The organism is Nonomuraea sp. NPDC049158 (genome assembly GCF_040648335.1).
Taxonomy (GTDB): domain Bacteria; phylum Actinomycetota; class Actinomycetes; order Streptosporangiales; family Streptosporangiaceae; genus Nonomuraea.
This window is the reverse complement of record NZ_JBEZDM010000027.1, coordinates 125,055-146,315: the sequence shown is the minus strand read 5'-3', so window position 1 is coordinate 146,315 and position 21,261 is coordinate 125,055. Positions and strand designations below refer to the sequence as shown.

The window sequence follows — 21,261 nt, the reverse complement described above, 5'->3', positions numbered from 1 at the left end:
GGCAAAACGCGGTGAGGGGCCGCTCGCGTCGTCAAAGGGCGTCGACGCGCCAGGCGAGTACGCGGCCGTAGCGGGACTGGCCGTACACGTACAGCCTCCCGTGGATGGTCGCCGCGGCCACGGAGCGTACCGGGCGGGCGAACGCGCCCAGGACGGCCACCCGGTGCCGCGGGGCGGCGGCGTCCCACAGGGTCATCGTGCCGTCCTCGGTTCCGGTCACCAGCAGGAGCCGATCATCGTGCCCGACCAGGCTCAGGCAGGTGACGGTCGAGGTGTGCGGGACCCACTCCCGGCGCTCTCCGGCGGTGGTGTCCCACAGGTGCACATACCTCCCGCTGCCGACGGCGAGCACGTCGTGATCGGCGATGCGGCCCATGGCCAGACCCGCACCGGCGTCGTCCACGCCGAGCGTCCGGATGTGCCGGCCGGTCAGCGGGTTCCACAGGTCCACCTCGTTGTCGCGCCGGGTGGCCAGCACCGGCTGATCATCGGCCCGGCCGAAGGCGCTCTCGCTGAGCGCGAACCCCCACCTGGACAGCTTGGCCACGCACTCGTGCGTGACCGGGTCCCACACCTCGGCGCCGGCGGCGAGCAGCGCCCGGCCGTCGACCTCGCCGAAGGCCAGCGCGGTGGGTGAGGAGTGGTCCAGGCCGCCGAAGGTGACCCGGCCGCCCTCGGCGTCGTCCTTGCGCGCGATCCCGCGGATCTTGCTCAGCGGCTGCCACAGCATGGTGCCGTACGCGGCACAGCCACTGCTCGCGATGGACGGCCGACCGGCCACGTTCCCGGCCGCCAGCCCCCGGCAGCAGTGGTCGTAGGGAGAGATGTCGCAGTCGTGATTGCGGCCGCTCTGGCGGCAGCCCACCGAGCCGATCTTCTCGCCGTTCGCCGCGTCCACCACGAGCACGGTGTCGCTGTGCGTGCCGACGGCCAGGGCGGGCGCGCCCTGCGCCGTGCTGACCAGCGCCAGCCCTGACCCGCCGTAGCCGGTCCGCCGGTGCTGGTGCGGCGTCTGCGCGTCCCACACCTGCACCGTCCCGTCGAGGCCGCCCGTGGCCAGGCAGAGACGTCCCGCCAGGCTGCCGAAGGCGGCGGTCGTGATCAGGCGGGTGTCGGCGTCCAGGTCGATGTCCGTACCGTGGCCCGGGCGCGTGATCACCGCCTTCGCGGGCCGTTCCCACTCCTTGCCGGTGTCGGTGTGGTTCGCCACGAGCATGACGTTCCGCCCGGCGTGGGTCGTCATGGCCACCGGTCCCTGGTCGCGGTCGAACCCCCGACTGCGGGACCTGTCGCGGAGGTTGTCCAGTTTCAGGTAGACTAGCTCGCGGCTTTGCGCCGTGTAGTCCGGCGGATGTTCGATCCGGGCCACCACGCCGACTTCGGGCCGCCCGTTCCACTCGCCCATGAGCAGGGGCGGAGTGAGCCCGTCCTGCTCCATGTCCGGCCAGACGTCGTCCAGTTCGGCTGTGCCCAGCCGCTCGCCGGTGGCGACGTCCCACACATGCAGCTCGTACGGGGACAGGCTGGCCAGCACCGTCCGCTCGCCCAGCTTCGCCACCCCGAGGTCGAGTACCGCGTCCCTCTCCTCGGCGCGCAACTCGCGCACGAGCTCGCCGGTGGCCGGATCCAGCAGGTCGACGCGCCCGTCCTCGTCGTCCTCCGGGTAGCCGCGGTTGTGGAAGCCGACCGCCACGGCGAGCAGCGTCCGCCCGCCCTCGGCCTCGACGAAGGCCAGGGCCGTCGGGTAGCCGCCGGTCAGGTCGCGGGTGAATCCGCTCGCTCCGGTGAGCGGATTCCAGGTACGGATCGTGCCACCGTGGTCGCCGCCGGCCAGCACCGGGCGACCGTCCACAGCGCCGAACGCCAGGGCACGAACGCTCGCCGCATGGCCTTCCAGGTCTGCGTCGGACTGGTCGGGACGGTTCGGCGGGTTCGCGTCGGACTGGTCGGGATGGCCCTCCAGGTGCGGCGCAGACTGGCCGGAACGGCCCTCCGAGTCCGGCCCGGACGGGTCGGACACGGCGCGAAGCCGTACCACGTGGTCGTCGCCGCCGCTGGCCACGAACGTGCGGCCCTCGTACTCGCCTACCGCCACCGCCCAGACCGGGCCGTCGTGCCGGGCCGGGCACACGTGGAAGGCCGTGGGCTGCTCGCCGGTCTCCCACGCCAGGATCCACGTCCTCCGCGGCTCTGCCGCGTCCAATGCCGCCAGGGCCTCCGGTTCTTCGGCCGCGGCGGTCGCACGCAGGTACTCGAGCCGTTCGGGGCCGGGCAGAGCGCGGAGCCGCGGGAGCGCCCGGCGATAGGCCCGCAGCAGGGCCGGTGGCCATGCCCCACCGAGTGCGCCGTGCGGGGGCGCCGGACCGGCCTTGGTCAACGAGGTGAGATCGAGCGGCATCGTCGCTGTCCCTCCTCGTGCGCTCGATCCTCGTGCGCTCGATCAGAACCTAATGATCGTGATCGCCAAGGCACGGCGGGCTTCGCCAAATCGTGATCATCTACGCAGCCGCTCATCTCCTCTCCCCGGTGGAGTCGGCGCGTCACTGGGTCCCCGAGCGCCGGCTCGGGTGGATGGCGCGGCGGTCACTGGAACGCGGTCACTGGAACGCGTAGCACTCCACTTCGGCTCGGCGATACGACAGATGCTTGGCCACGGAATCCCGCACGCATGCGCGTTCGTTCCGGCTCAGCTGCAACATGCCGCAGACGGTCACGCTGGAATAGGTACGGCAGTCCAGCGAGGGGTCGGCCTGCCCGACGCGGTAGTTCGCCCTGACGGCCGCGCGGCACTCCGAACGTGCCTGCGATGTGTTGGCGAAACTGCATTGATGGATCAGGACCTCGTACTGGGATTCGCTGACCTGGTGGCGGTCGCCATCCCAAGAGGGCATCGTTCCGAACATGGGGAGCAGCCACAACCCGGCGGCGGCGATGATGAATTTCATGGCTTCCCTCCAACACGCGCGAGGCACTGCCGGGGAGACGTCGCAGTCCACATCACCTGCTGAACTACCCCCGTCTGGATACTTCAGTCGCAGGCCGCGGCCTCGTGGGGCCGACCGGCCGCAGGCCTGAGTACCGGCTCGCTGGGGGCCGGTCCGCAGGTCATGAGGGCGGTTCTGCGGGTGTTCCTGGCGGCTCGGCTCCACAGGGCGGGCCAGCCGCCGTGGCCGAGCCAGGCGGGTGGGACGCGCGGGCCGTTCGCGGCGACGCGGTCCCAGAAAGTGGTGAGGTCGGCACCCAGTTCGGCCGCAGCCGCGCTGGCCTCGTCCGCAGTGCCCCTCGCCAAGGGCCGCGCCTCGACCGGCCAGGGTCACCCCTCGGCCAGGGCCGCGATTCGGGCAAGGGCCGCCCCTCGACCGAGGGGCGGCACGTCGGATCAGAAGTACTTCGAGGTCAGGTCCGTCGTCGGCCAGGTGGTGATCTTGACGGCGTTCATCTGGCCGTCGATCACGTCGAAGTCCGGCGTCCCCGTCTCCTCGCGCCGGTTGAACACCGCCGCGTAGCTCCAGCCGTTCTGCAGCCGCGCCAGGTACGAGAACGTGCCCGGCATCGAGCCGTTGTGCCAGGTGTTGAGGTGCCCGGTCACCTGACGGACCCACCAGCCGCCGCCGTACCAGGAGCCGGAGGAGGTGACGCCGGTCTCCGGCTTGGCGAACAGCTTGGCGATCGACGCCGTGCTCAGCACCGTGCCCGGCCGGTCGAAGGCGAGCGTCCAGCGGACGAGGTCCACGGCCGAGGCCAGCCAGCCGCCGTTGGCGTCCTGGTTGGGCATGTTGAAGCCGCCGTACGGGTACGGCACGACGGTGCCCGACTCGTCCATGACGGTCTTGTTCGTGTACTGGGACTGGTACATCACCTCACCGGACGCCGCCTCGGTCCTGAGGCTCTTGCCGAGGCGCATCCGGGTGATGCCGAGGGGCTTGAGCAGCTTGGTCTTGACGTACGTCTCGTACGACATGCCCGACACCTTCTCGATGATCCGGCCGAGCAGCATGTAGCCGTAGTTGCTGTAGACCATCTTCGAGCCGGGGGCGAAGTCGAGCTGCCGGCCGGTGGCGTACTTGATGATCTCGGCGTGCCCGATCGGCAGCGGCACGTCCAGCGCGGCCGAGATCGTGTGGTCCAGCCAGAGCTGGTCCTGCTTGGAGGTGTCGCGGTCCCAGCCGCCCAGGTGCTGCATCAGCCGGAGCACGGTGACCTGGTTCATCCGGGTGTCGGCGGGGGTGAGGCCGAGCAGCGTGGTCACCTTGGCCGAAAGGCTCAGCTTGCCGTCCTGCACCAGCCGCATGATGGCGGCGGAGGTGATGTTCTTGCTCAGGCTGGCGATGCGGAACAACGACGTCGGGGTGACGGCGGGGATCGCCTGGGCGCCGGTGCTGTAGCGATAACCGCGGGCCAGGACGATCTTTCCGCTCTTCATGACCGCCAACTGGGCGCAGGAGATCTCGCGTTCCTTCACAAAGGTCTTGATCACGTTGTCGAACCCGGCCAAGGACGCGGGAGCGGTCCCCGACGTCTCCACCACCGGAACGGGTGCGGCGAGCGCCGGCCGAGCCGTCAACGCGGCAGCGGGTACGGCAACGGCCCCCGCTTTGAGCAAGCTTCTACGAGTGAGCATTGTCACTTCTGACTCCTAGGTAACGTCCGTGCAAAGTTGGGCCCGTATCTTACGGACATGGAGGATCCGGCGCAGCCCGGGTCTCCCGCTGGGAAGTTCTACGGCCCCGCGAGGGTTATGCGGTGGGCAAAGACCCCGTCAGGGTGTGGGAAACTGATCGTCCGTTAAAATCGGCTCGTTCCAAAACGACTTTTCGGATATTTCGCCATTTGGGCGATGTTGGAGGGTGTGGCATGACGACGGCTGCCCTGCAGACCGTGTTGACCGTTCCTGAGCGTTTCAGGGGCCCGGCTGGAGTCGCCAACGGCGGCTGGATAGCCGGCACCATGGCGGAGGCCTTGGGCGGCGACAGATCGGCGGTCGAGGTCACGCTGCACGCGCCCACCCCGCTGGAGACCGACCTGTGCCTGGAGCACGTCGCCAACACGGTCTCCCTTCACGAGGGCGACAAGCTGCTGGTCGAGGCCATCCCGGTGGCCGAAGACCTGACGGCCCCCGAGTTCGTGCCGTTCAACGACGCCGCCCGCGCCGAGGCCGGTTTCCCCGGCTGGCGGGGTCACGCCTTCCCCGAGTGCTTCGCGTGCGGGCTGCGCGAGCCGGGTGACGGGCTGCGGATCTTCCCCGGCCCGGTCGAGGGGACCGATCTGGTGGCCGCCGGCTGGCGGGTGCCGTTCACGGTGGCCGACGAGGACGGCGTGCCCGCCTCCGTGGTGGGGGCGGCGCTCGACTGCATCACCGGCTGGGCCCACTTCGGGCCCGGCGAGTCGGCGCTGCTCGGGCGGCTGGCCGTACAGATCCATCGGCGGCTGTACGCGGGCGGGGCCTACTCCGTCGTGGCCCGCGCGACCGGCCGCGAGGGGCGCAAGCTGTTCGGCGAGAGCGCGATCTACGAGGTGGACGGCACCCTGGTGGCCGCCGCCCGCGCCACCTGGATCGCTCCCCGCGAGGCCTGAGGCGCATCGAGGTTTCAGGAACCGGACGTGAGCCGGTCGGCGACGACCGACGCGCAGCGCTCGTCGAACATGATCGTGTAGTGGTTGCAGTCGGGGATCACCTCGTCGGCGAGCCCCGGTAGGCGCGCGGTCCACGTGGTGGCCAGCGCGTCGGGCAGCATGCCGGTGTCCTGATTGAGCAGCCCGCGCGGCGCCCTGATCAGCGAGAGCGGCGCCCTGATCGCGCTCAGCGCCGCGCCGATGCGCTCTGACTCGGTGAGCATCCACCGCCCGTCCTCGCGCACCGCGTCACCGGCCACGCGTGAGCGCAGCGCGCCCTCGGTGCCGGTCAGGTCATAGCGCACGTACGCCTCGGCGTCGGCGTTCCAGTGGTCGAGGAAGGCCGGGTGCGCCATGAAGAAGCCGACGTACGCCTCCGGTGTAGGGAACGTCCGGCGCAGCCGTTCCACGGCCGGTCCCAGGGTGGCCTCCAGGACCGCGTCCGGGTCGGCGCCCTCGGGCAGCGGCAGCGGGAGGCCGCCGTCGACCAGCACCACGCGGGCGAAGTCGCGTTCGGCGCCGGCCAGCGCGGCGACGTAGGCGCCCATGGAGTGCCCGGTCAGCACGGCCTCGGGGCCCGTGCCCACGTGGTCGGCCACGCGCAGAACGTCTTCCGCGTGCCGGGTCAGCCCGTACGGGCCGGGCAGCGCGGCGCTGTGCCCGCGACCGCGCAGGTCCATCGCGACCAGAGACCAGTCGGCGGGCAGCAGCCGCGCCACCGCGCCCCAGGCCATCAGCGAGGCGGTGATCCCGTGCACCGCGATGATCAGGCGTGGTCCCGTGCCGAACGTGGCGACCCGCAGGCCGTCGACCTCGTCGAGTCTCATAGCCGGATCTTAAGGACAAACCTTCTGGTAAGGCAGTCCTGGCACGAAGCTTCGCCACTCGCCGGGGCTCAGCGACCGGCCGGCGCGGGCGCAGATCGCGGCCACCATCTTGCCCGGCTCGACCGGCCGCTCGCGTAGGGCCCCTGCCTCGTCCAGGGTGAGCACTCCCGAGCCGTCGGCGGTGAACGCCGGGCCGTAAAGGTCGCCGTTGCTGCCGTCGCCGTCGTCGAGCGTGCCCAGGTCCGCGCCGGCGGCCAGGTCGACGAGCCGTAAACGGTGGTCGCGCGTGACCAGCGCGACCACGTCCTCGCTGGGTGACCTGACCGCGACGTCCCCGCCCTCGAGCCGGCCCAGGGCGGCCTGGCGGGCCCGCTTCCCGGTGGCGGTGTCGTAGACGCTCACGCGACCGCGGGAGTCCACGACCGCCAGTGACCTGCCGTCGTGGGTGAAGACCACGTCGGTGACGGTCGTGCCCTGGCCGGTGCCCCCGAACGGCTTGCCCAGCCGCCGGCCCGACGCCGCGTCGAACAGGTACTGCTCGCCGGACCCCACCGCCAGTACCTTGCCGTCGGGGGAGAAGTCGGCGTCATGTACCTTGCCCACCTTCGCCGACCACAGCTGGCGCTTCGATTTCCAGTCCCAGACGCTCACCGCGTAGCGGCGGGACACGTCCTCGTCGCTGTACTCCAGCCCGGTGGCCAGCTTCGTGCCGTCGGGGCTGAAGGCCAGGAAAGTGGTCTCGTATTCCGCCAGGTCGCCGCGGGGCGCCGCCTGCGCGAGCGTGCGCCGCGTGCCGCTGTCGAGGACCGTGAACCCGCTGATGCCGCCCACCGCGGCCAGCCGCCCGTCGGGGCTGATCGCCGCGGCGTCCGCCGGGTCGGAATCGGGCCTCTTCATCACCGGGGCGCCGAGTGACCCGCGCGGGTCGGCGAGGAAGACCTGGTAGCCGTCCTCGGATCTCAGGACCTGCCGGGCGCCGGGACCGAACTTCGCCCACGACCACGAGGGCGCCTGTTTCGGCGCGCGCACCGCGAAGTCGCTCAGGTCCACGGTGAGGACGCGGTCCTCGCTGAGATAGCGCAGGGTGTGGCCGTCGAAGCCGACCTGAGGCAGCGGCACGGAATCGTCCTCAGTGCCGCCGGGCAGGGTCAGCGTGGTGAGCAGCCGGTCGTATGCCCGCCAGACCTGGATGTTCTGCCCGGTCGCCGAGGCGAGCAGCCGCCCGTCGGCGCTGAAGGTCACCGCGCCGCCGTTCCAGATGTCCACCTCGTTCCCGAGATTCTCCGTCTGTCCGCCCGGGCGGTACGTGATCCGCAGCTTTCCGCCCACGAGCCGCACCGCCGACTTGCCGTCGGGTGAGACGACCGGGCGAGTGGCGAGCGGGCTCTTCGCCCGGGTGCCGGTCCGCAGGTCCCAGGTGTATTCGTACTGGTCGAGGATGATCAGCGCGTACCGGTCGGTCGTCCCGTACTGGACGCCGACCGATGTGCCCGTGTCGTCGCCCACGTCATGGCTGAATGTCCACGTCCCGGCGGCCTTGCCAGTGCGCAGGTTCCACACCCGCGCCCGCTTGTTGGTAACCACCAGCAGGTTCTGGCCGGTGGGGGAGAGTGCGGCGGTCAGCGGCCGCTCGCCCGCCAGGCCCAGCCGGCCGATGCCGCCGCTCCGCTTGCCGGTGCGTACGTCCCAGAGCCTGACCGCGTCGTCGCTCACGCTGGCCAGCGTCCTGCCGTCGTGGCTCAGCAGCCGCAGCGCGTCACCCGAGGCGGCGGGGTCCCTGAACGCGGCGACCTCGCGCTGCGCCAGCGAAGCGGTCAGCGCGGCCCTGGTCTGCGGGGTCCGGTCCAGCCGCCAGGCGGCCACGCTCAGCAGCATCGCCGCTCTCGGGTCGCTCTTGCGCAGCGTGCCCGCGAACTGCGCCAGCCGCGCCGCCTGCGCCTGGTCGCGCTGCGCGGCGATCCGATCGGCCCGCTCATCGGCGAGCGCGCTCTGCTGGACGGCCAGGCCGGTCGCGAGCAGCGAGATCACCAGCAGGGCCGCCAGGCTGAGGGAGACGAGCCTGGTCCGCCTGCTCCTGCGCCTGGTCAGACCGGCGCCCGCGTCGAGGAAGTCGCGTTCGGCGGTGGACAGGGTGATGTTCCTGCGAGCCGTGGCCGCCCACCGCAGCGCGTTCTCCAGGCTGCTGCCCTGCAACAGATCGCCGTCTTTGCGCCCCGCCCGAGCCCACCGCTGCGCGGCGATCAGGATCTCCTTGTGCACGGCCAGGCCGTCCCGGTTGGCCTCGACCCAGCGGCGAAAGCGCGGCCAGGCGAGGGGCATGGCGGGGCGGGCCAGCCAGACCTCCTCGCCTTCCCTGGAAAGCAGGTAGCCGAACACCTCCAGGATCCGGGTGACCGACGAGACCTCGGGCAACGGCCGGCCCTCGACGAGTTCGGCCAGCTCCGCCCGCCGTACCGCGAGGCCGCCCTGCTCGCTCACCGTGATCAGCCGGAGGAAGACCTCGGGCGCGAGTTCGCGCTCCTCCGCGGACAGCAGCGCGTACGCCTCCTCGGCCAGCGTGCCCAGCGCGGGATCGTGGGCGGGGGCGCCCACCCGCGCGGCCTCCCTGCCGCCGGCGGCGAGCAGCAGGCCGGTGTCGAGGCCGCCCTCGGCGCTCACCAGGGCCAGCAGCAGCTCGCGAGCGGACGGGCGCTCCAGCGGGTCCTTACTGAGCGCCGCGGCCACCAGCGGGCGCAGCGTGGCGGGCAGCACGCTCAGGTCGGGCCGGGCCGACAGCACCCGGTGCATGACCGCGCCCAGGTTCTCGGCTTCGAACGGGTCGGTGCCGCTCGCCGCGTAGACCATGATCGCGCCCCAGGCGAACACGTCGGCGGGCGTCCCGGCCCGCTGCCCGCCGAACACCTCGGGCGCCATGTACGTGGGCGTGCCCGTCACCAGGCCCGTCGCGGTGAGCGACATCTCCGCGGTCCGCGCCACGCCGAAGTCGATCACCCTCGGCCCGTCGGGACCGAGCAGCACGTTGTCGGGCTTCAGATCGCGGTGGATCACCCCGGCGTCGTGGATGGCGGTCAGCGCGGTCGCCACGGCCGTGGCCAGCCGGTGCAGCTCGCCGCCGCCGAAGCGGCGTCCCTCGGTGACGGCCTTGCGCAGGCTGGGGCCCTGGACGTACTCGCTGACGATGTACGGCCTGGGCCCCGCCAGCTCGGCCTCCAGGACGCTCGCGGTGCAGAACCCGGCCACCCGGCGCGCCGCGGTCGCCTCCCTGGCCAGTTGCGCCGGCTGGTCGCCGTGCAGCACCTTGATCGCCACCCGGCGGCCGTCCTCGGCGTAGCCCTCGTAGACCACGCCCTGGCCGCCCGTGCCGAGCCGCCCGGCCAGCCAGTAGTTCCCCAGCCGCTGGGGATCCCCGTCGATCAACTTGTCCATGAGCAGTTGGATGCATGCGGCTTGGCGAAAGTTTGGGCGGATAAATTACTCCTTATGAGGATTACGGTCATTGAGCATGAGGCAGACGCATCCCTCGGCTACCTGGGCGACTGGCTGGGGCCGGTTTGCGACGTCGTACGGCCGTACCTGGGCGAGGAGGTTCCCGAGCGCGCCGCCGACGGGCTGATCGTGCTCGGCGGGGAGACGGCCGCGTGGGAGGACGATCGCTCCCCGTGGCTGCCCGCCACCCGTGACCTGCTGGCCCGCTCCGTCGAGGACGGTACGCCCACGCTGGCCATCTGTCTCGGCGCGCAGCTGATGACCCTGGCCTGCGGCGGCACCGTGGAGCGGGGCGGCGAGGGGCTGGAGGTGGGCGTCTGCGAGGTGGTCGCGCTGCCCGCCGCGGCCGCCGATCCGCTGCTGTCCGGTGTCTCTACGGCCGTCGCCGTCCAGTTCCACCAGGACGTGATAGCCCAGCTGCCCGACGGGGCGGTGCCGCTGATGACGGGCACACCGTATCCGAACCAGGCGTACCGGCTCGGCACGGCGGCCTGGGCTGTGCAGTTCCACCCCGAGGCCACGCCGGAGATCTTCACCTCGTGGAGCACGGCCTCGGGCCTCGGCTCGGCCGGCGAGCTGAACGCGGCGGTCGGCGCGGCCGAGGAGGCGCTCGTCGCCACCTGGCGGCCGGTGGCCGAGGCGTTCGGGCGGCTGGCCGCCGACAGGGCGCGGCCGGACCTCGACCGGGAGCCGATGTCCTGAGCCGTTTCCTTACCGGCCGCTGGACGGGTTACCGGCGGCCGGTACGGGTCGGGTGAGCGCGTGGGCGAGTGCGTGGACACCGCCCAGGACGAGGGGCAGCGCGGCCAGCCCGGCCAGGGCCGACTCGCCGCCCGCCGTCGGCACCCCCGACGCCTTGAGCCGCCGCCACGCCCACACCGTGAACGGGATCACCACCACCGGCGCCGTCACCACGCCGGGCGTGTAGCCGCGCGCGACCGCCGACTGCGCCAGATGCCCCACCCCGTGCAGCCCGAACCCGGCCAGCACCGCCTGGAACACCGGGCTCCGTCCTCCGGTGCGCGCCCCCAGGGCCGACGCCCCGGCCACGACGCCGCCCATCAGCCCGATCGCCACGTTCACGTGCCGCTGCGACATCTCCAGCCGCCGCCACGGGACCCGTGGGTAGCGCCGCTCCAGCTCGGGCCGGTTCTCGCGGGTCCAGCGGGCCATCGTGGCCAGCTCCTCCGCGTCGTGCGCCGCCCAGGCCGCGAGCAGCCCCCACGTCACCGTCGCCGGAACGCCGTCCATCTCCACCTCCAAAACGCAACGCAACGTTGCGTTCTACTTTAGGCTTCGGGGGTGACGGGCTGTCAAGATGGGGTGGTGCCGAGGATCGAGTCCACCGCCGCCCGCCTGGCCAAGCTCGGCTTCGCCGACGGCGCGCGGGCCGCGACCCTGGTACGTCAGTCGGGGACAGAGCTGGACGACCTGCTCAAAGGACTGGTAGCCGTGTCTGACCCCGACTTGGCGCTCGCCTCGCTGACCCGCCTGGCCGAGCGCGAGCCCCGCATGCTCGACACGCTGCGCGCGGACGAAGACCTCCAGGACAGGGTGCTCGCGGTGCTCGGGGTGAGCGCCGCCTTGGGGGAGCACCTTGTACGCCATCCCGAGCAGGTGGGGCTGCTGGCCCTGCCCGAATTGGGAGACGCGCGGGCCGAGCTGCTGCGCTCCGTCGGCGCCGAGCCGGAGGAGGACGAGCCCACCGCGTCGGATCCCGACGCGCTGGTGGCGCTGCGGGTCGCCTACCGAGGGCGGCTGCTGCATCTGGCCGCGCGCGACCTCACCGGGAAGATCGGGCTGCCCGACGTCACCGCCGAGCTGTCCGACCTCGCGGGCGCGGCGCTGGAGGCCGCGCTGGCCATCGCGCGGGCCGAGGTCGACGCGAGTGACGTACGGCTGGCGGTGGTCGGCATGGGCAAGCAGGGCGCCAGGGAGCTCAACTACATCAGCGACGTAGACGTGATCTTCGTGGCCGAGCCGCGCGAGGGCGCCGACGAGACGGCGGCTCTGCGCGGCGCCACCCGCCTGGCCCAGGCCATGATGCGGGCCTGCACCGCGACCACCCCGGAGGGCGCGCTGTGGGAGGTCGACGCCGGGCTGCGGCCCGAGGGGCGCGCCGGGCCGCTGGTCCGCACGCTGGCCAGCCATCTGGCCTACTACCGGCGCTGGGCCAAGACCTGGGAGTTCCAGGCGCTGCTCAAGGCGCGGCCGGTGGCGGGCGACCTGGCGCTGGGCTCGGCCTATGTCGAGGCGGTCAACGAGTTCGTCTGGTCGGCCGCGACCCGGGAGCACTTCGTCGAGGACGTGCAGGCCATGCGCCGCCGCGTCGAGTCCCATGTACGGGCCGAGGGCGAGCGGCAGATCAAGCTGGGCCCCGGCGGGCTGCGGGACATCGAGTTCGCGGTGCAGCTGCTGCAGCTGGTGCACGGGCGGCAGGATCCGCTGCTGCGGCGCAAGGCCACCCTGCCGGCCCTGGCCGCGCTCTCCCGTGGCGGCTACGTGGGCCGCGACGACTCGCGCGGGCTGGCCGAGGCGTACACCTTCCTGCGCCAGGTGGAGCATCTGCTGCAGTTGCACCGGCTGCGCCGTACGCACGTCCTGCCGTCGGACCCCGACGACCTGCGGCGGCTGGGCCGCGCGCTCGGCATGCACGCCGACCCGGTGGGGGAGTTCACCGCCAGGTGGCGGCGCCACGCGAGGGAGGCGCGGCGGCTGCACGAGAAGCTGTTCTACCGGCCGCTGCTGCAGGCCGTGGCCCGGCTGCCCGAGTCGGAGGCCCGGCTGTCCACCGTCGCGGCGGCCGCCCGGCTGGCGGCGCTCGGCTACGTCGACCCCAATGGCGCCCTGCGCCACATCGCCGCCCTCACCACGGGCGTCTCGCGGCGGGCGGCGATCCAGCGGACGCTGCTGCCGGTCATGCTCGGCTGGTTCGCCGACACGCCCGACCCGGACGCGGGGCTGCTCGGCTTCCGCCAGGTGAGCGACAAGCTCGGCACCACGCCGTGGTACCTGCGGCTGCTGCGCGACGAGACGGCCGTGGCGGCGCGGATGGCGCGGGTGCTCGGCAGCAGCCGCTACGCGACCGGGCTGCTGCTGAACGCGCCCGACGCCGTCGGGCTGCTGGGCTCCGACGAGGACCTGGCCGCGCGCTCGCCGGACGCGCTGCTGAAGGAGGCGTCGGCCGCCGTGTCGAGGCACGGGTCGGACATGGAGTCGGCGGTGGCGGCGGTACGTGCGCTGCGGCGCAGGGAGCTGTTCCGGACGGCCGTGGCCGATATTTCCGGACTTATGAGCATTGAGCGGGTGGGGGTGGCGCTGTCGTCGCTGAACGACGTGACCATCCAGGCCGCGCTGGACGTGGCGATCGGCAAGGTCGAGGTGGAGCGGCGGGGGGCGCTGCCGACCAGGTTCGCGGTGATCGCCATGGGACGGCTCGGCGGCATGGAATCCTCCTACGCCAGCGACGCCGACGTGATGTTCGTCCACTCGCCCGTGCCCGGCGCCTCCGAACGCGACGCCACCGACGCCGCGTACGCGGTCGCCAACGAGCTGCGCCGCCTGCTCGCCCTCCCCGCCCCCGACCCGCCGCTGCTCATCGACCCCGACCTGCGCCCCGAGGGCAGGCAGGGCCCGCTCGTCCGTACGCTGGCCTCCTACCAGGCCTATTACGCGCGCTGGTCGTCCCCTTGGGAGGCGCAGGCGCTGCTGCGGGCCCGCTTCTCGGCCGGTGACGCCGCACTGGGCGCCGAGTTCGTCGCCGTGATCGACGACCTGCGTTACCCGCCCGACGGCCTGCCCGACGACGTCGTACGCGAGATCAGGCGGCTCAAGGCCCGCATGGAGGCGGAGCGGCTGCCACGCGGCGCCGATCCGGCCCTGCACACCAAGCTGGGCCCCGGCGGTCTGTCGGACGTCGAGTGGGTGGCGCAGCTGCTGCAGCTGCGCTTCGCGGCCGGGCACCCCGCGCTGCGGACCACCCGTACCTTGGAGGCGCTGCTCGCGGCCGAGGGGGAGGGCCTGCTCGCGGCCCCCGACGCGGCCGTACTTGCGGCGGCCTGGCGCTTCGCCTCGCGCGTCAGGGACGCGCTCATGCTGGTCAAGGGCCGTCCCGGCGACAGCGTCCCGGCCGACGTCAGGGAGCGCAGGCTCATCGCGCGCATCCTCGGTTACCCGCCCGAGGGCTCGGAGGACTTCCTGGACGACTACCGCCGGGTGACCCGGCGGGCCCGCCAGGTGGTGGATCGGGTCTTTTACGGTGCCTGACCTGTAACAGGTTGGTTGCGGGCCGTGCGGGCGGGCCCTGGCGGGTGTATCAAGGCGCGGGGTGATCCATTTTGCTTTCCATTTACGTCGACCTCGCGTTAGGTCTGGTGCTGGCGTTCCTCCTGCTGTCGCTGCTGGTCAGCGGGCTGAACGAGGCTTTCGTACGGCTGCTGGGCATCCGCAGCAAGTTCCTGTGGGCCTATCTCCGCGACACCATGGACGGCAGCGACGCGCAGGGGAAGTCGTGGTTGCCGGCCAAGGTGGCCGACGTGTTCGCGCGGCTGCCCTTCATCCGTGATCCGCGGCCCGTCCACAGCGACCAGCCGGCCCCGGTCGAGGCGGCCCAGGCGCCCGAGCAGGAGACCAGGGCCGACGACGCCGTGACAAAGCTGCTCTACCAGCGGGTCCAGGAGATCGACCACCCGAAGCGGGGCCGCACCAGCATCGCCAACATCCCGCCGGAACGCTTCGCGGTGGCGCTGATGGAGATGGCCGCCGGCGAGCAGGACGGCGTCGAGGGGCTGCTGGCCAAGCTCAAGTCGATGGGCAGCCCGCTCTACGGCCATCTCAAGGGCGTGTGGGACTCCGCGCAGCGCGACATGGACCGCTTCCGGAAGGGCGTGGAGACGTGGTTCGACGGCGAGATGCAGCGGCTGTCGATGCTCTACAAGCGCTACGTCAAGTGGGTGGTGGCCCTGCTCGGCGTGGTGGTGGTGCTGCTGTTCACGATGGACGGGCTCGAGTACGGCAAGACCCTGCTGCGCGACAACGCCTTCCGCGCCTCGGTGACGGCCGTGGCCGAGGCGGGGCCCGACGCCTACAGCGAGCTCAAGGAGCGGTGCGCGCAGTCCAACCCGATGCCGTGCATCACTGAGACGCTGAGCCAGCCCGCGCTGGTCATGGTGTTCGACCACGCGATCGTCAACATCGCGATCCCGGCCGAGGGCGAGCCGAGCATCCACTGGAACGGCGCCGCCTGGTGGAACCGTCTCACCACGCTCAGCCACTGGCCCGGCTATCTGCTGACGTTCGTGGCGCTGCTGTTCGGCGCGTCGTTCTGGTGGGACCTGCTCCGCCGCCTCACCGGCCTCCGCGGCCGCGGTTAGATCTGGGCTAATGTTGAGCCGATGGAGACAGAACGGCTCATCATGCGCAGATGGCGCGACGACGACAGGGAACCGTTCGCGGCGATGAACGCCGACGCCGAGGTGATGGAGCACTTCCCGGCCCCGCTGACCAGGTCGCAGAGCGACGGCTTCGTCGACAAGATCGAGGCGGGCTTCGAGGCCCACGGTTACGGGCTCTGGGCGCTGGAGGTGCGCGAGAGCGGCGAGTTCATCGGGTTCACCGGGCTGGTCCTGCAGACGTTCGAGGCGCCGTTCACCCCGGCGGTCGAGGTGGGCTGGCGGCTGGCCAAGGTGGCGTGGGGGCACGGGTACGCGATCGAGGCGGCCCGGGAGGCCGTACGGTACGGGTTCGACGTGGCGGGGCTGGACGAGATCGTCTCCATGACGACCGTGCGGAACACCCGCTCGCGCAAGGTCATGGAACGCCTGGGCATGACCCGGGACATAGCTGACGACTTCTATCACCCGCGGGTCCCGGCGGACAGCCCGCAACGGCCGCACGTCCTGTACCGGCTCAGGCGCGGTCAGGCGCTCATGGCGTAGTACGTACCGGCTGCCGTGCCGCGTCGTACGCGTACCGGCTCAAAAGCGGTCAGGTCAGGCGCTCATCGCGTAGAGCACGTCGCGCAGGGCGGCCTCGCGGCTACGCAGCCAGACCAGCCGCAGAGCCAGTGTCGGCGCGTCGGAGTCTGGCGGGACCAGTGCACCGGAGGCGGGGTCCGTCTCCGCCGCGAAGTCGAGCGGGGTCAGTGTGTTCGCGGCGCGGCCCGTGTCCGTCGCGAAGTCGAGCGGGACCAGTGCACCGGAGGCCAGGTCGGCCTCCAGCACGAAGTCGGGGAGGAGCGCCCGCCCGAAGCCCTGCCTGGTCCACTCGCGGGCTGTGGCGATGCTGGTCAGCTCCCTGCGCGGCACCCGGGCGCCGAACAACTGATCGGCCGCCAGCCGGATCGAGCAGCCCGGCGGGCTCACCAGCAGCGGCTCCCGGTCACCGTCGGGCGCGGCGACCAGGTACAGCCTGACCTCACCCACGTCCAGGAAGTCCATATCGGGCGGCGGAGTGAACCCCAGGCCGCCGATCCGCCTACCGGAGTCGAGCAGCAGCGCCGCGTCCAGCTCGCCGCCGGCCACCTCTGACAGCAGCGCCTGCCTGGTGAGCGAGCGTACCTCCACCTCGAGGTCGGGACGGCGCTCCGCCAGGCGGCGGACCACGGCGGCCAACTTGGCCGCGGCCAGCATCTCCAGCGCCCCGATCCGAACCCGCCGGCGCCCGCCGGCCACCGCCCGCCGTACCTCCTCCGCATGGTCGAGCAGGCCCTGCGCACGCGTGAGCAGGGTGGCGCCTGGGCCGGTCAGGCGCATGCCCTGGGGAGTGCGCTCGAAGAGCGCGACGCCGAGGCTGTCCTCCAGCCTGCGCACCTGTTCGGACACGGAGGCGGGAGCAAGACCGAGGGCGTTCGCGGCGCCGGTGACAGTACCCGCCCCCGCCACCGCCACGAACCCCCGCAACTGACGCAACTCCATTCGGCCAAGCATACGGTTTTCCCGAACGCCCCCTACGGTCGCGCCTGTTGAGGGGAAATATCATGCTTTAGCAGGCTTCGGAGCATGAAGATGTTCGGTTTCTCCCTGGCCTACTTCTTGGTGATCCTCGACACGACCGTGCTCACGATCGCCCTGCCCGACCTCCGCGCCTCCCTCGGCGGCTCACTGGCCGGACAGCAATGGGTGGTGAACGCCTACACCGTCGCCTTCGCCGCGTCCCTGCTCACCGGGGGAGCGGTCGCCGACCGGTACGGCGCCGCCCGGATCTTCAAGATCGGCGTGGCGGCCTTCGGCGTGATCTCACTACTGAGCGCCGCGGCGCCTCATCTCGGCGCGCTGGTCGCGGCGCGCGCCCTGCTCGGCGTGGCGGGCGCGCTCTGCACGGGCGGCTCACTCGCCCTCCTGCCCGAACTCTTCCCCGACCCGGCCGCCCGCGCCCGCGCCACCGGCCTGTGGGCCGCCATCACCGGCACCGCCCTGGCCGCGGGCCCGCTGCTGGGCGGCCTCCTGGTCGACCTGTACGGCTGGCGAGCCGTCTTCCTGCTCAACCCGCCCATCGCCCTGATCAGCCTGCTGGCCATGCGAAGGGTCCGCTCACCCCGGGGGCACCGGCTCATCGACTGGTGGGTGCAGGCGCTGGCCTGCGTGGTCCTCGGCCTGCTCGCCGAAGCCCTGATCGACTCGTCATTGATCGCCGGGGTGTCGGCGCTGGTCGCCCTGGTCACGCTGGTCTTCGTGGAGCGCCGCAGCCACGCCCCCGCTCTGCCTGGCGGCCTGCTCGCCATGACCTGGCCGGAACTGCTCGCGGGCGCCGTGGCGAACTTCGCCTTCTCCGGCGCCCTCTTCGTCCTGACCCTCTCCCTGCAGGGCACCCACCACCTGACCCCGCTGGCCACCGGGCTGGCCTTCCTGCCTCTCACCCTCCCGATGACGGTGAACCCGCTGCTCACCGGCCGTCTGGTGGCCCGCTACGGCCCCCGCCGGCCGATCCTCGGCGGCCTCGCCCTGCTCGCGATCGGCTTGGCGAGCGTCTCGCTCACCGATTTCCTGGCGCCAGGACTGGTCGTGATGGGTTTCGGGCTGTCGTTCGTACTGCCCGCGCTGATGGCCGGCATCCTCACCAGCGCGCCGATCGGTACGGCGGGCACGGCGGGCGGTGTGCTCAACTCCTTCCGTCAGGTCGGCGCCACCCTCGGCGTGGCCGTACTCGGCGGCCTGTCCCACCCTCTGCCGGTGGCCGCCATCCTGACCGCACTGACCTGCGCCTGCTATGGCGTCGTGGTCCGCGCTCGGCGCACGGTGTCCGCTGTCGACTCACCGGGGGCAGTTGGGCTTTCCGCCAGGAAATAATCGCGGGCCCCTCTAGCAAACCACGTCTCGATTAGGTCAGACGTGAAGACGCCTCCTTCGAGCAGCGAGTCGTGGTCGGCCTCGAAGGCGGTGAGGGCCATCGGAGAGGGAGCCGGGCACTTGGGGCTCGCGCCCGCCGGGTAGAGTAGGACTGTTGGAAAATCCGACAGTTAGAGGAGCCATCGTGTCTGTCACGTCAGTGGCCCGTGCCAAGGTGCGCCCCAAGGCGCAGCTCACCCTCCCCGATGAGATCCGCCGAGCGCTGCACATCGGCGAAGGGGACGAGGTCGAGTTCTCCGTGCACGACGACGGCACCGTGACAATTCGCGGCTTCGTGTCGGTCCCCGCCGATCAGGCGTGGTTCTGGACGCCTGAATGGCAAGCCGGTGAGGGGCAGGCGACCGCTGACATCACTGCGGGCCGTACCACCTTCCATCGCTCTGCTGAGGACATGTTCGCCCACCTTGACTCGGGCGACGACGATTCGGGCGACGACGCCTGATGCGCACCTTCGAAACGGCCGACCGCTTCGAGCGGGACTGGCGAAAGCTGACTGCCGGGCAACAGGCTCGATTCCGTAAGGTGATCACCGAGGCGTTCATCCCCGACATCGTCGCTGACGGGCCTTTCCGCGGGGGGCTTCGCGTGAAGGGAGTGACCGCATATCCGGGCGTGTTCGAGATGACGTGGGCCCCAGATGGTCGAGCCACCTTCGGTTACGGTGACGAGCGAATCCCCGGTGAAGTCCACATCGTCTGGCGCAGGATAGGCACTCACGACATTTTCACTCCGCCACCCGGCCCGTAGAGACGGTACCTACCCTCAGCGTGGCCCGACTCGGCGGCCCCTTGCCGGTGACTGTCATCGTGACCACACTGACCTGCGCCTGCTACGGCGTCGTGGCCCCCGCCCGGCGGACACTGCCCGCCGTCACCGAGAGCTTCGGCGATCTCGGGGGCCATGTCGTTCGTGGCTCTTGACCACTCGTTCTCATCCGCCACGCTTCTTCGTCATGACCGCTATCTCTGGCAAACACTTGCGAGAATCGGTGTATGGATGAAGCCGCTGAGATGCCCGAGGTGGATCCCACAGCCTCTGTTTCGGTCTCGTTCCACTCCAGCCTGATCGAATCAGCGCGCCAGCGTGGTGCATCCCCACAGGTAGAGGCAGCGGTCAGACGGCAGGTTGAGCGCCACAACCTGGCAGCTCTCGTCAGAGCCAGTGAAGAGATCCACGGCCCGCTCACCGGGGCGGAGCTTCAGGCAGCTCGGGAGGAGACTCACCCTCCCCGATGAGATGGTTGACAGGGTTGGTCGCGAGCGGGTCTTCGGACACGGTCGCCCGGCTCAGCTCGCGGAACGTCCTCCCTCGGGTACGGATGCGGCCGCGACGCTTCCCCGCGGGCGCCTGCGGGACTTGGGCTTGCCGGCATGGTTCGTGTATTCCAGCCACCATTCCGCGATCACCAGGTTGACGACCTAGCTGAGCCAGACACCGGCGGCTCCGATCGCCTCGATCATCGCCTGTTCGTTGCCGCCGTAGGCGGAGTTGAGGCGCGGAAGCTGGATGAGGAGCAATACCCCGGCCCACAGACGACTCGCGACGATGGATGTGGTCAGCGCGAAGCTGCGGATCATCCACCTGCGGTGCTCGGGGAAGCGCCGCTGCCCGCGATCGCCTACTCACACCTGATGCGGTGCGCCGAGCCCATGGCATTCGCCGAGCCCGAGGAGGCAGCCTGGATCCTCATCCTTGCGGCGGGATCGGCGTTGCACGCCGGAGACATGGCGGCGACGATGCTGGCGACCAGGCGCATCACCGACCTGGACTGCTCCCCGGCGACCCTTCGCGCCGCCCAAGGCCTCCCCAAGGGCTATGAGGGTGTCATCACCGGGGCCGAACTGTGGGAACTGCCGGGCGCCATGGCTCAGGCCGGGGGCGGTGAGCGGGAGTGGATGTGGGCGACCGTTATCGGCTGGATGGGGCCCGACGATCACCAGGCCCGCCGGCTCGCCGAAGCCACCGGCCGCCGGGTCCGCGCCGCAGGCTCTCCCGCGCTCCTGACCGAGGTGCTGTACTACCACGCCGACATTGAGTTCCGGCTCGGGCACTGGGCCGAGGGGGCCGCGCATGCCGAGGAGGGCCTGCGGTTGAGCTACGAGACAGGCCAGCGGGGATGGACAGCCAACTTCCTCGCCCACTCGGCCCGGTTCGCCGCCGTGCGCGGCGAGGCCGCGGAATGCCGCACGCTCGCCCGGCGGGCGCTGGAGATCGCGCTTCCGCTGCGCGAGCGCATCGCCGCGGCGACCGCGACCGGCGCCCTGGGGCTGCTGGGGCTGGGGGAAGACATGTCAAAGGAGGCGTTCACGGAGTTGAGGCGCCTGGTCGAGCGAGATTCACCTCGATCCAACGACTTCGTCGCCTTCGCGATGCTCCCGGACTTCGTTGAGGCCGCCGTACGCGCTGGACATCCGGAACTGGCCCGGCGGGTCGCCGCGGCCATGGAACCTCAGACCGGCGGCATCGGAGGGCTCGCCGCCCTGGCCCGCAACCACCGCTATCTCGCGATCATGGCAGACGACGCGCACGCCGAATCGCACTACCGAAGCGCACTCGCGGGCGGCGGCCTCGACCGGCACCCCTTCGGCCGGGCGCGGACCCAGCTTCTCTATGGGGAATGGCTGCGCCGTAACCACCGCAGGACCGAGGCCCGCCGATACTGCGGGAATCCGGCGAGACGTTTGAGGCGTTGGGCGCAACACCATGGGCCCGGGGCGCGGTCGTCCAGGTCCGCGCGGCCGGCGGCGCCGTAGCGCACCAGAGCCGGGCGGTCGCGGCCCTGCTCAGCCTGCAGGAACTGGAGGTCTCCAGGCTCGCGTCCAAAGGGCTGAGCAATCGCGAGATCGGCGACCGGATGCACCTCAGCTCGCGGACGGTGGGCTCGCATCTGTATTGGACGTTTCCCAAGCTCGGGATTTCCGCCCGCGCCGAACTCCGCGACCTCGACTTCGGCTGACCTTTCACCACGCCCCACACCGAGCCGGAGAGAT

19 protein-coding genes are annotated in these 21,261 nt (G+C 71.4%); 10 read left to right on the top strand and 9 right to left on the bottom strand.

The window, feature by feature from the left end:
- Positions 1–31: 31 nt before the first annotated feature.
- The 4 genes from AB0B61_RS41180 to AB0B61_RS41165 form a co-directional block, all read right to left on the bottom strand.
- Complete coding sequence (locus tag AB0B61_RS41180) at positions 32–2,398, bottom strand: WD40 repeat domain-containing protein (RefSeq protein ID WP_358444286.1); 2,367 nt, start codon at positions 2,396–2,398, stop codon at positions 32–34.
- A 199-nt stretch (positions 2,399–2,597) separates the two neighbouring features.
- Positions 2,598–2,945 carry a hypothetical protein gene (locus AB0B61_RS41175; protein ID WP_358444283.1) on the bottom strand — a complete coding sequence of 116 codons (348 nt, stop codon included), beginning with the start codon at positions 2,943–2,945 and terminating at the stop codon, positions 2,598–2,600.
- Between the two features lie 83 nt (positions 2,946–3,028).
- On the bottom strand, positions 3,029–3,289 hold the full coding sequence (locus AB0B61_RS41170) for a hypothetical protein (RefSeq protein WP_358444281.1): 261 nt from the start codon (positions 3,287–3,289) through the stop codon (positions 3,029–3,031).
- A 90-nt stretch (positions 3,290–3,379) separates the two neighbouring features.
- Complete coding sequence (locus tag AB0B61_RS41165; RefSeq protein WP_358444278.1) at positions 3,380–4,621, bottom strand: serine hydrolase domain-containing protein; 1,242 nt, start codon at positions 4,619–4,621, stop codon at positions 3,380–3,382.
- 233 nt (positions 4,622–4,854) lie between these two features.
- On the opposite strand from AB0B61_RS41165, the gene AB0B61_RS41160 reads away from it, so the two are divergent.
- A complete protein-coding gene (locus AB0B61_RS41160; protein ID WP_358444275.1) occupies positions 4,855–5,574 on the top strand; it encodes a hypothetical protein in 720 nt (239 codons plus the stop codon).
- Between the two features lie 14 nt (positions 5,575–5,588).
- Here AB0B61_RS41160 and AB0B61_RS41155 read toward each other — a convergent pair whose 3' ends face one another.
- Both AB0B61_RS41155 and AB0B61_RS41150 read right to left on the bottom strand, forming a co-directional pair.
- Entirely contained in the window at positions 5,589–6,440 is an 852-nt protein-coding gene (locus AB0B61_RS41155) for an alpha/beta hydrolase (protein ID WP_358444272.1), read from the bottom strand.
- A gap of 9 nt (positions 6,441–6,449) precedes the next feature.
- The gene (locus AB0B61_RS41150; RefSeq protein WP_358444269.1) at positions 6,450–9,866 is read right to left on the bottom strand and encodes a serine/threonine-protein kinase; all 3,417 of its coding nucleotides are present in this window, start codon (positions 9,864–9,866) and stop codon (positions 6,450–6,452) included.
- A gap of 54 nt (positions 9,867–9,920) precedes the next feature.
- On the opposite strand from AB0B61_RS41150, the gene AB0B61_RS41145 reads away from it, so the two are divergent.
- A complete protein-coding gene (locus AB0B61_RS41145; RefSeq protein WP_358444266.1) occupies positions 9,921–10,628 on the top strand; it encodes a type 1 glutamine amidotransferase in 708 nt (235 codons plus the stop codon).
- Between the two features lie 9 nt (positions 10,629–10,637).
- Here the strand turns inward: AB0B61_RS41145 and AB0B61_RS41140 are convergent, their stop codons facing one another.
- A complete protein-coding gene (locus AB0B61_RS41140; protein WP_358444263.1) occupies positions 10,638–11,177 on the bottom strand; it encodes an HXXEE domain-containing protein in 540 nt (179 codons plus the stop codon).
- A gap of 75 nt (positions 11,178–11,252) precedes the next feature.
- Here AB0B61_RS41140 and AB0B61_RS41135 point away from each other — a divergent pair, with 75 nt between their 5' ends.
- The 3 genes from AB0B61_RS41135 (at position 11,253) to AB0B61_RS41125 (ending at position 15,862) form a co-directional block, all read left to right on the top strand.
- Positions 11,253–14,192 carry a bifunctional [glutamine synthetase] adenylyltransferase/[glutamine synthetase]-adenylyl-L-tyrosine phosphorylase gene (locus AB0B61_RS41135; RefSeq protein ID WP_358444260.1) on the top strand — a complete coding sequence of 980 codons (2,940 nt, stop codon included), beginning with the start codon at positions 11,253–11,255 and terminating at the stop codon, positions 14,190–14,192.
- Between the two features lie 71 nt (positions 14,193–14,263).
- Positions 14,264–15,298 (top strand): hypothetical protein, encoded by a 1,035-nt coding sequence (locus tag AB0B61_RS41130; RefSeq protein ID WP_358444257.1) that lies wholly within the window; start codon positions 14,264–14,266, stop codon positions 15,296–15,298.
- Between the two features lie 21 nt (positions 15,299–15,319).
- Positions 15,320–15,862 carry a GNAT family N-acetyltransferase gene (locus AB0B61_RS41125; RefSeq protein WP_358444254.1) on the top strand — a complete coding sequence of 181 codons (543 nt, stop codon included), beginning with the start codon at positions 15,320–15,322 and terminating at the stop codon, positions 15,860–15,862.
- A gap of 54 nt (positions 15,863–15,916) precedes the next feature.
- Here the strand turns inward: AB0B61_RS41125 and AB0B61_RS41120 are convergent, their stop codons facing one another.
- Positions 15,917–16,840 carry a LysR family transcriptional regulator gene (locus AB0B61_RS41120; protein ID WP_358444251.1) on the bottom strand — a complete coding sequence of 308 codons (924 nt, stop codon included), beginning with the start codon at positions 16,838–16,840 and terminating at the stop codon, positions 15,917–15,919.
- A gap of 84 nt (positions 16,841–16,924) precedes the next feature.
- On the opposite strand from AB0B61_RS41120, the gene AB0B61_RS41115 reads away from it, so the two are divergent.
- From AB0B61_RS41115 to AB0B61_RS41105, 3 genes are all read left to right on the top strand, one after another.
- Positions 16,925–18,211: an MFS transporter gene (locus AB0B61_RS41115; RefSeq protein ID WP_358444248.1), complete on the top strand. Its 1,287-nt coding sequence runs from the start codon at positions 16,925–16,927 to the stop codon at positions 18,209–18,211.
- A 184-nt stretch (positions 18,212–18,395) separates the two neighbouring features.
- Positions 18,396–18,713: an AbrB/MazE/SpoVT family DNA-binding domain-containing protein gene (locus tag AB0B61_RS41110; protein WP_358444245.1), complete on the top strand. Its 318-nt coding sequence runs from the start codon at positions 18,396–18,398 to the stop codon at positions 18,711–18,713.
- The gene (locus AB0B61_RS41105) at positions 18,713–19,018 is read left to right on the top strand and encodes a hypothetical protein (protein ID WP_358444242.1); all 306 of its coding nucleotides are present in this window, start codon (positions 18,713–18,715) and stop codon (positions 19,016–19,018) included. Before AB0B61_RS41110 ends, AB0B61_RS41105 begins: the two co-directional genes overlap by 1 nt.
- A gap of 671 nt (positions 19,019–19,689) precedes the next feature.
- Here AB0B61_RS41105 and AB0B61_RS41100 read toward each other — a convergent pair.
- A complete protein-coding gene (locus AB0B61_RS41100) occupies positions 19,690–19,848 on the bottom strand; it encodes a hypothetical protein (protein ID WP_358444239.1) in 159 nt (52 codons plus the stop codon).
- Positions 19,849–19,857: 9 nt separating this feature from the next.
- Between AB0B61_RS41100 and AB0B61_RS41095 the strand changes: the two genes are divergently transcribed.
- On the top strand, positions 19,858–21,024 hold the full coding sequence (locus AB0B61_RS41095) for a hypothetical protein (RefSeq protein WP_358444236.1): 1,167 nt from the start codon (positions 19,858–19,860) through the stop codon (positions 21,022–21,024).
- Positions 20,961–21,227: a helix-turn-helix transcriptional regulator gene (locus tag AB0B61_RS41090; RefSeq protein ID WP_358444234.1), complete on the top strand. Its 267-nt coding sequence runs from the start codon at positions 20,961–20,963 to the stop codon at positions 21,225–21,227. The genes AB0B61_RS41095 and AB0B61_RS41090 overlap by 64 nt, the downstream gene beginning before the upstream one ends.
- The last annotated feature ends 34 nt before the right edge of the window (positions 21,228–21,261 follow it).

Coding starts and splice junctions, on each gene's coding strand:
- AB0B61_RS41180 (WP_358444286.1), bottom strand. CDS start 2,398: ATGCCGCTCGATCTCACCTCGTTGACCAAGGCCGGTCCGGCGCCCCCG.
- AB0B61_RS41175 (WP_358444283.1), bottom strand. CDS start 2,945: ATGAAATTCATCATCGCCGCCGCCGGGTTGTGGCTGCTCCCCATGTTC.
- AB0B61_RS41165 (WP_358444278.1), bottom strand. CDS start 4,621: ATGCTCACTCGTAGAAGCTTGCTCAAAGCGGGGGCCGTTGCCGTACCC.
- AB0B61_RS41160 (WP_358444275.1), top strand. CDS start 4,855: ATGACGACGGCTGCCCTGCAGACCGTGTTGACCGTTCCTGAGCGTTTC.
- AB0B61_RS41155 (WP_358444272.1), bottom strand. CDS start 6,440: ATGAGACTCGACGAGGTCGACGGCCTGCGGGTCGCCACGTTCGGCACG.
- AB0B61_RS41150 (WP_358444269.1), bottom strand. CDS start 9,866: ATGGACAAGTTGATCGACGGGGATCCCCAGCGGCTGGGGAACTACTGG.
- AB0B61_RS41145 (WP_358444266.1), top strand. CDS start 9,921: ATGAGGATTACGGTCATTGAGCATGAGGCAGACGCATCCCTCGGCTAC.
- AB0B61_RS41140 (WP_358444263.1), bottom strand. CDS start 11,177: ATGGACGGCGTTCCGGCGACGGTGACGTGGGGGCTGCTCGCGGCCTGG.
- AB0B61_RS41125 (WP_358444254.1), top strand. CDS start 15,320: ATGGAGACAGAACGGCTCATCATGCGCAGATGGCGCGACGACGACAGG.
- AB0B61_RS41120 (WP_358444251.1), bottom strand. CDS start 16,840: ATGGAGTTGCGTCAGTTGCGGGGGTTCGTGGCGGTGGCGGGGGCGGGT.
- AB0B61_RS41115 (WP_358444248.1), top strand. CDS start 16,925: ATGAAGATGTTCGGTTTCTCCCTGGCCTACTTCTTGGTGATCCTCGAC.
- AB0B61_RS41105 (WP_358444242.1), top strand. CDS start 18,713: ATGCGCACCTTCGAAACGGCCGACCGCTTCGAGCGGGACTGGCGAAAG.
- AB0B61_RS41100 (WP_358444239.1), bottom strand. CDS start 19,848: ATGATCCGCAGCTTCGCGCTGACCACATCCATCGTCGCGAGTCGTCTG.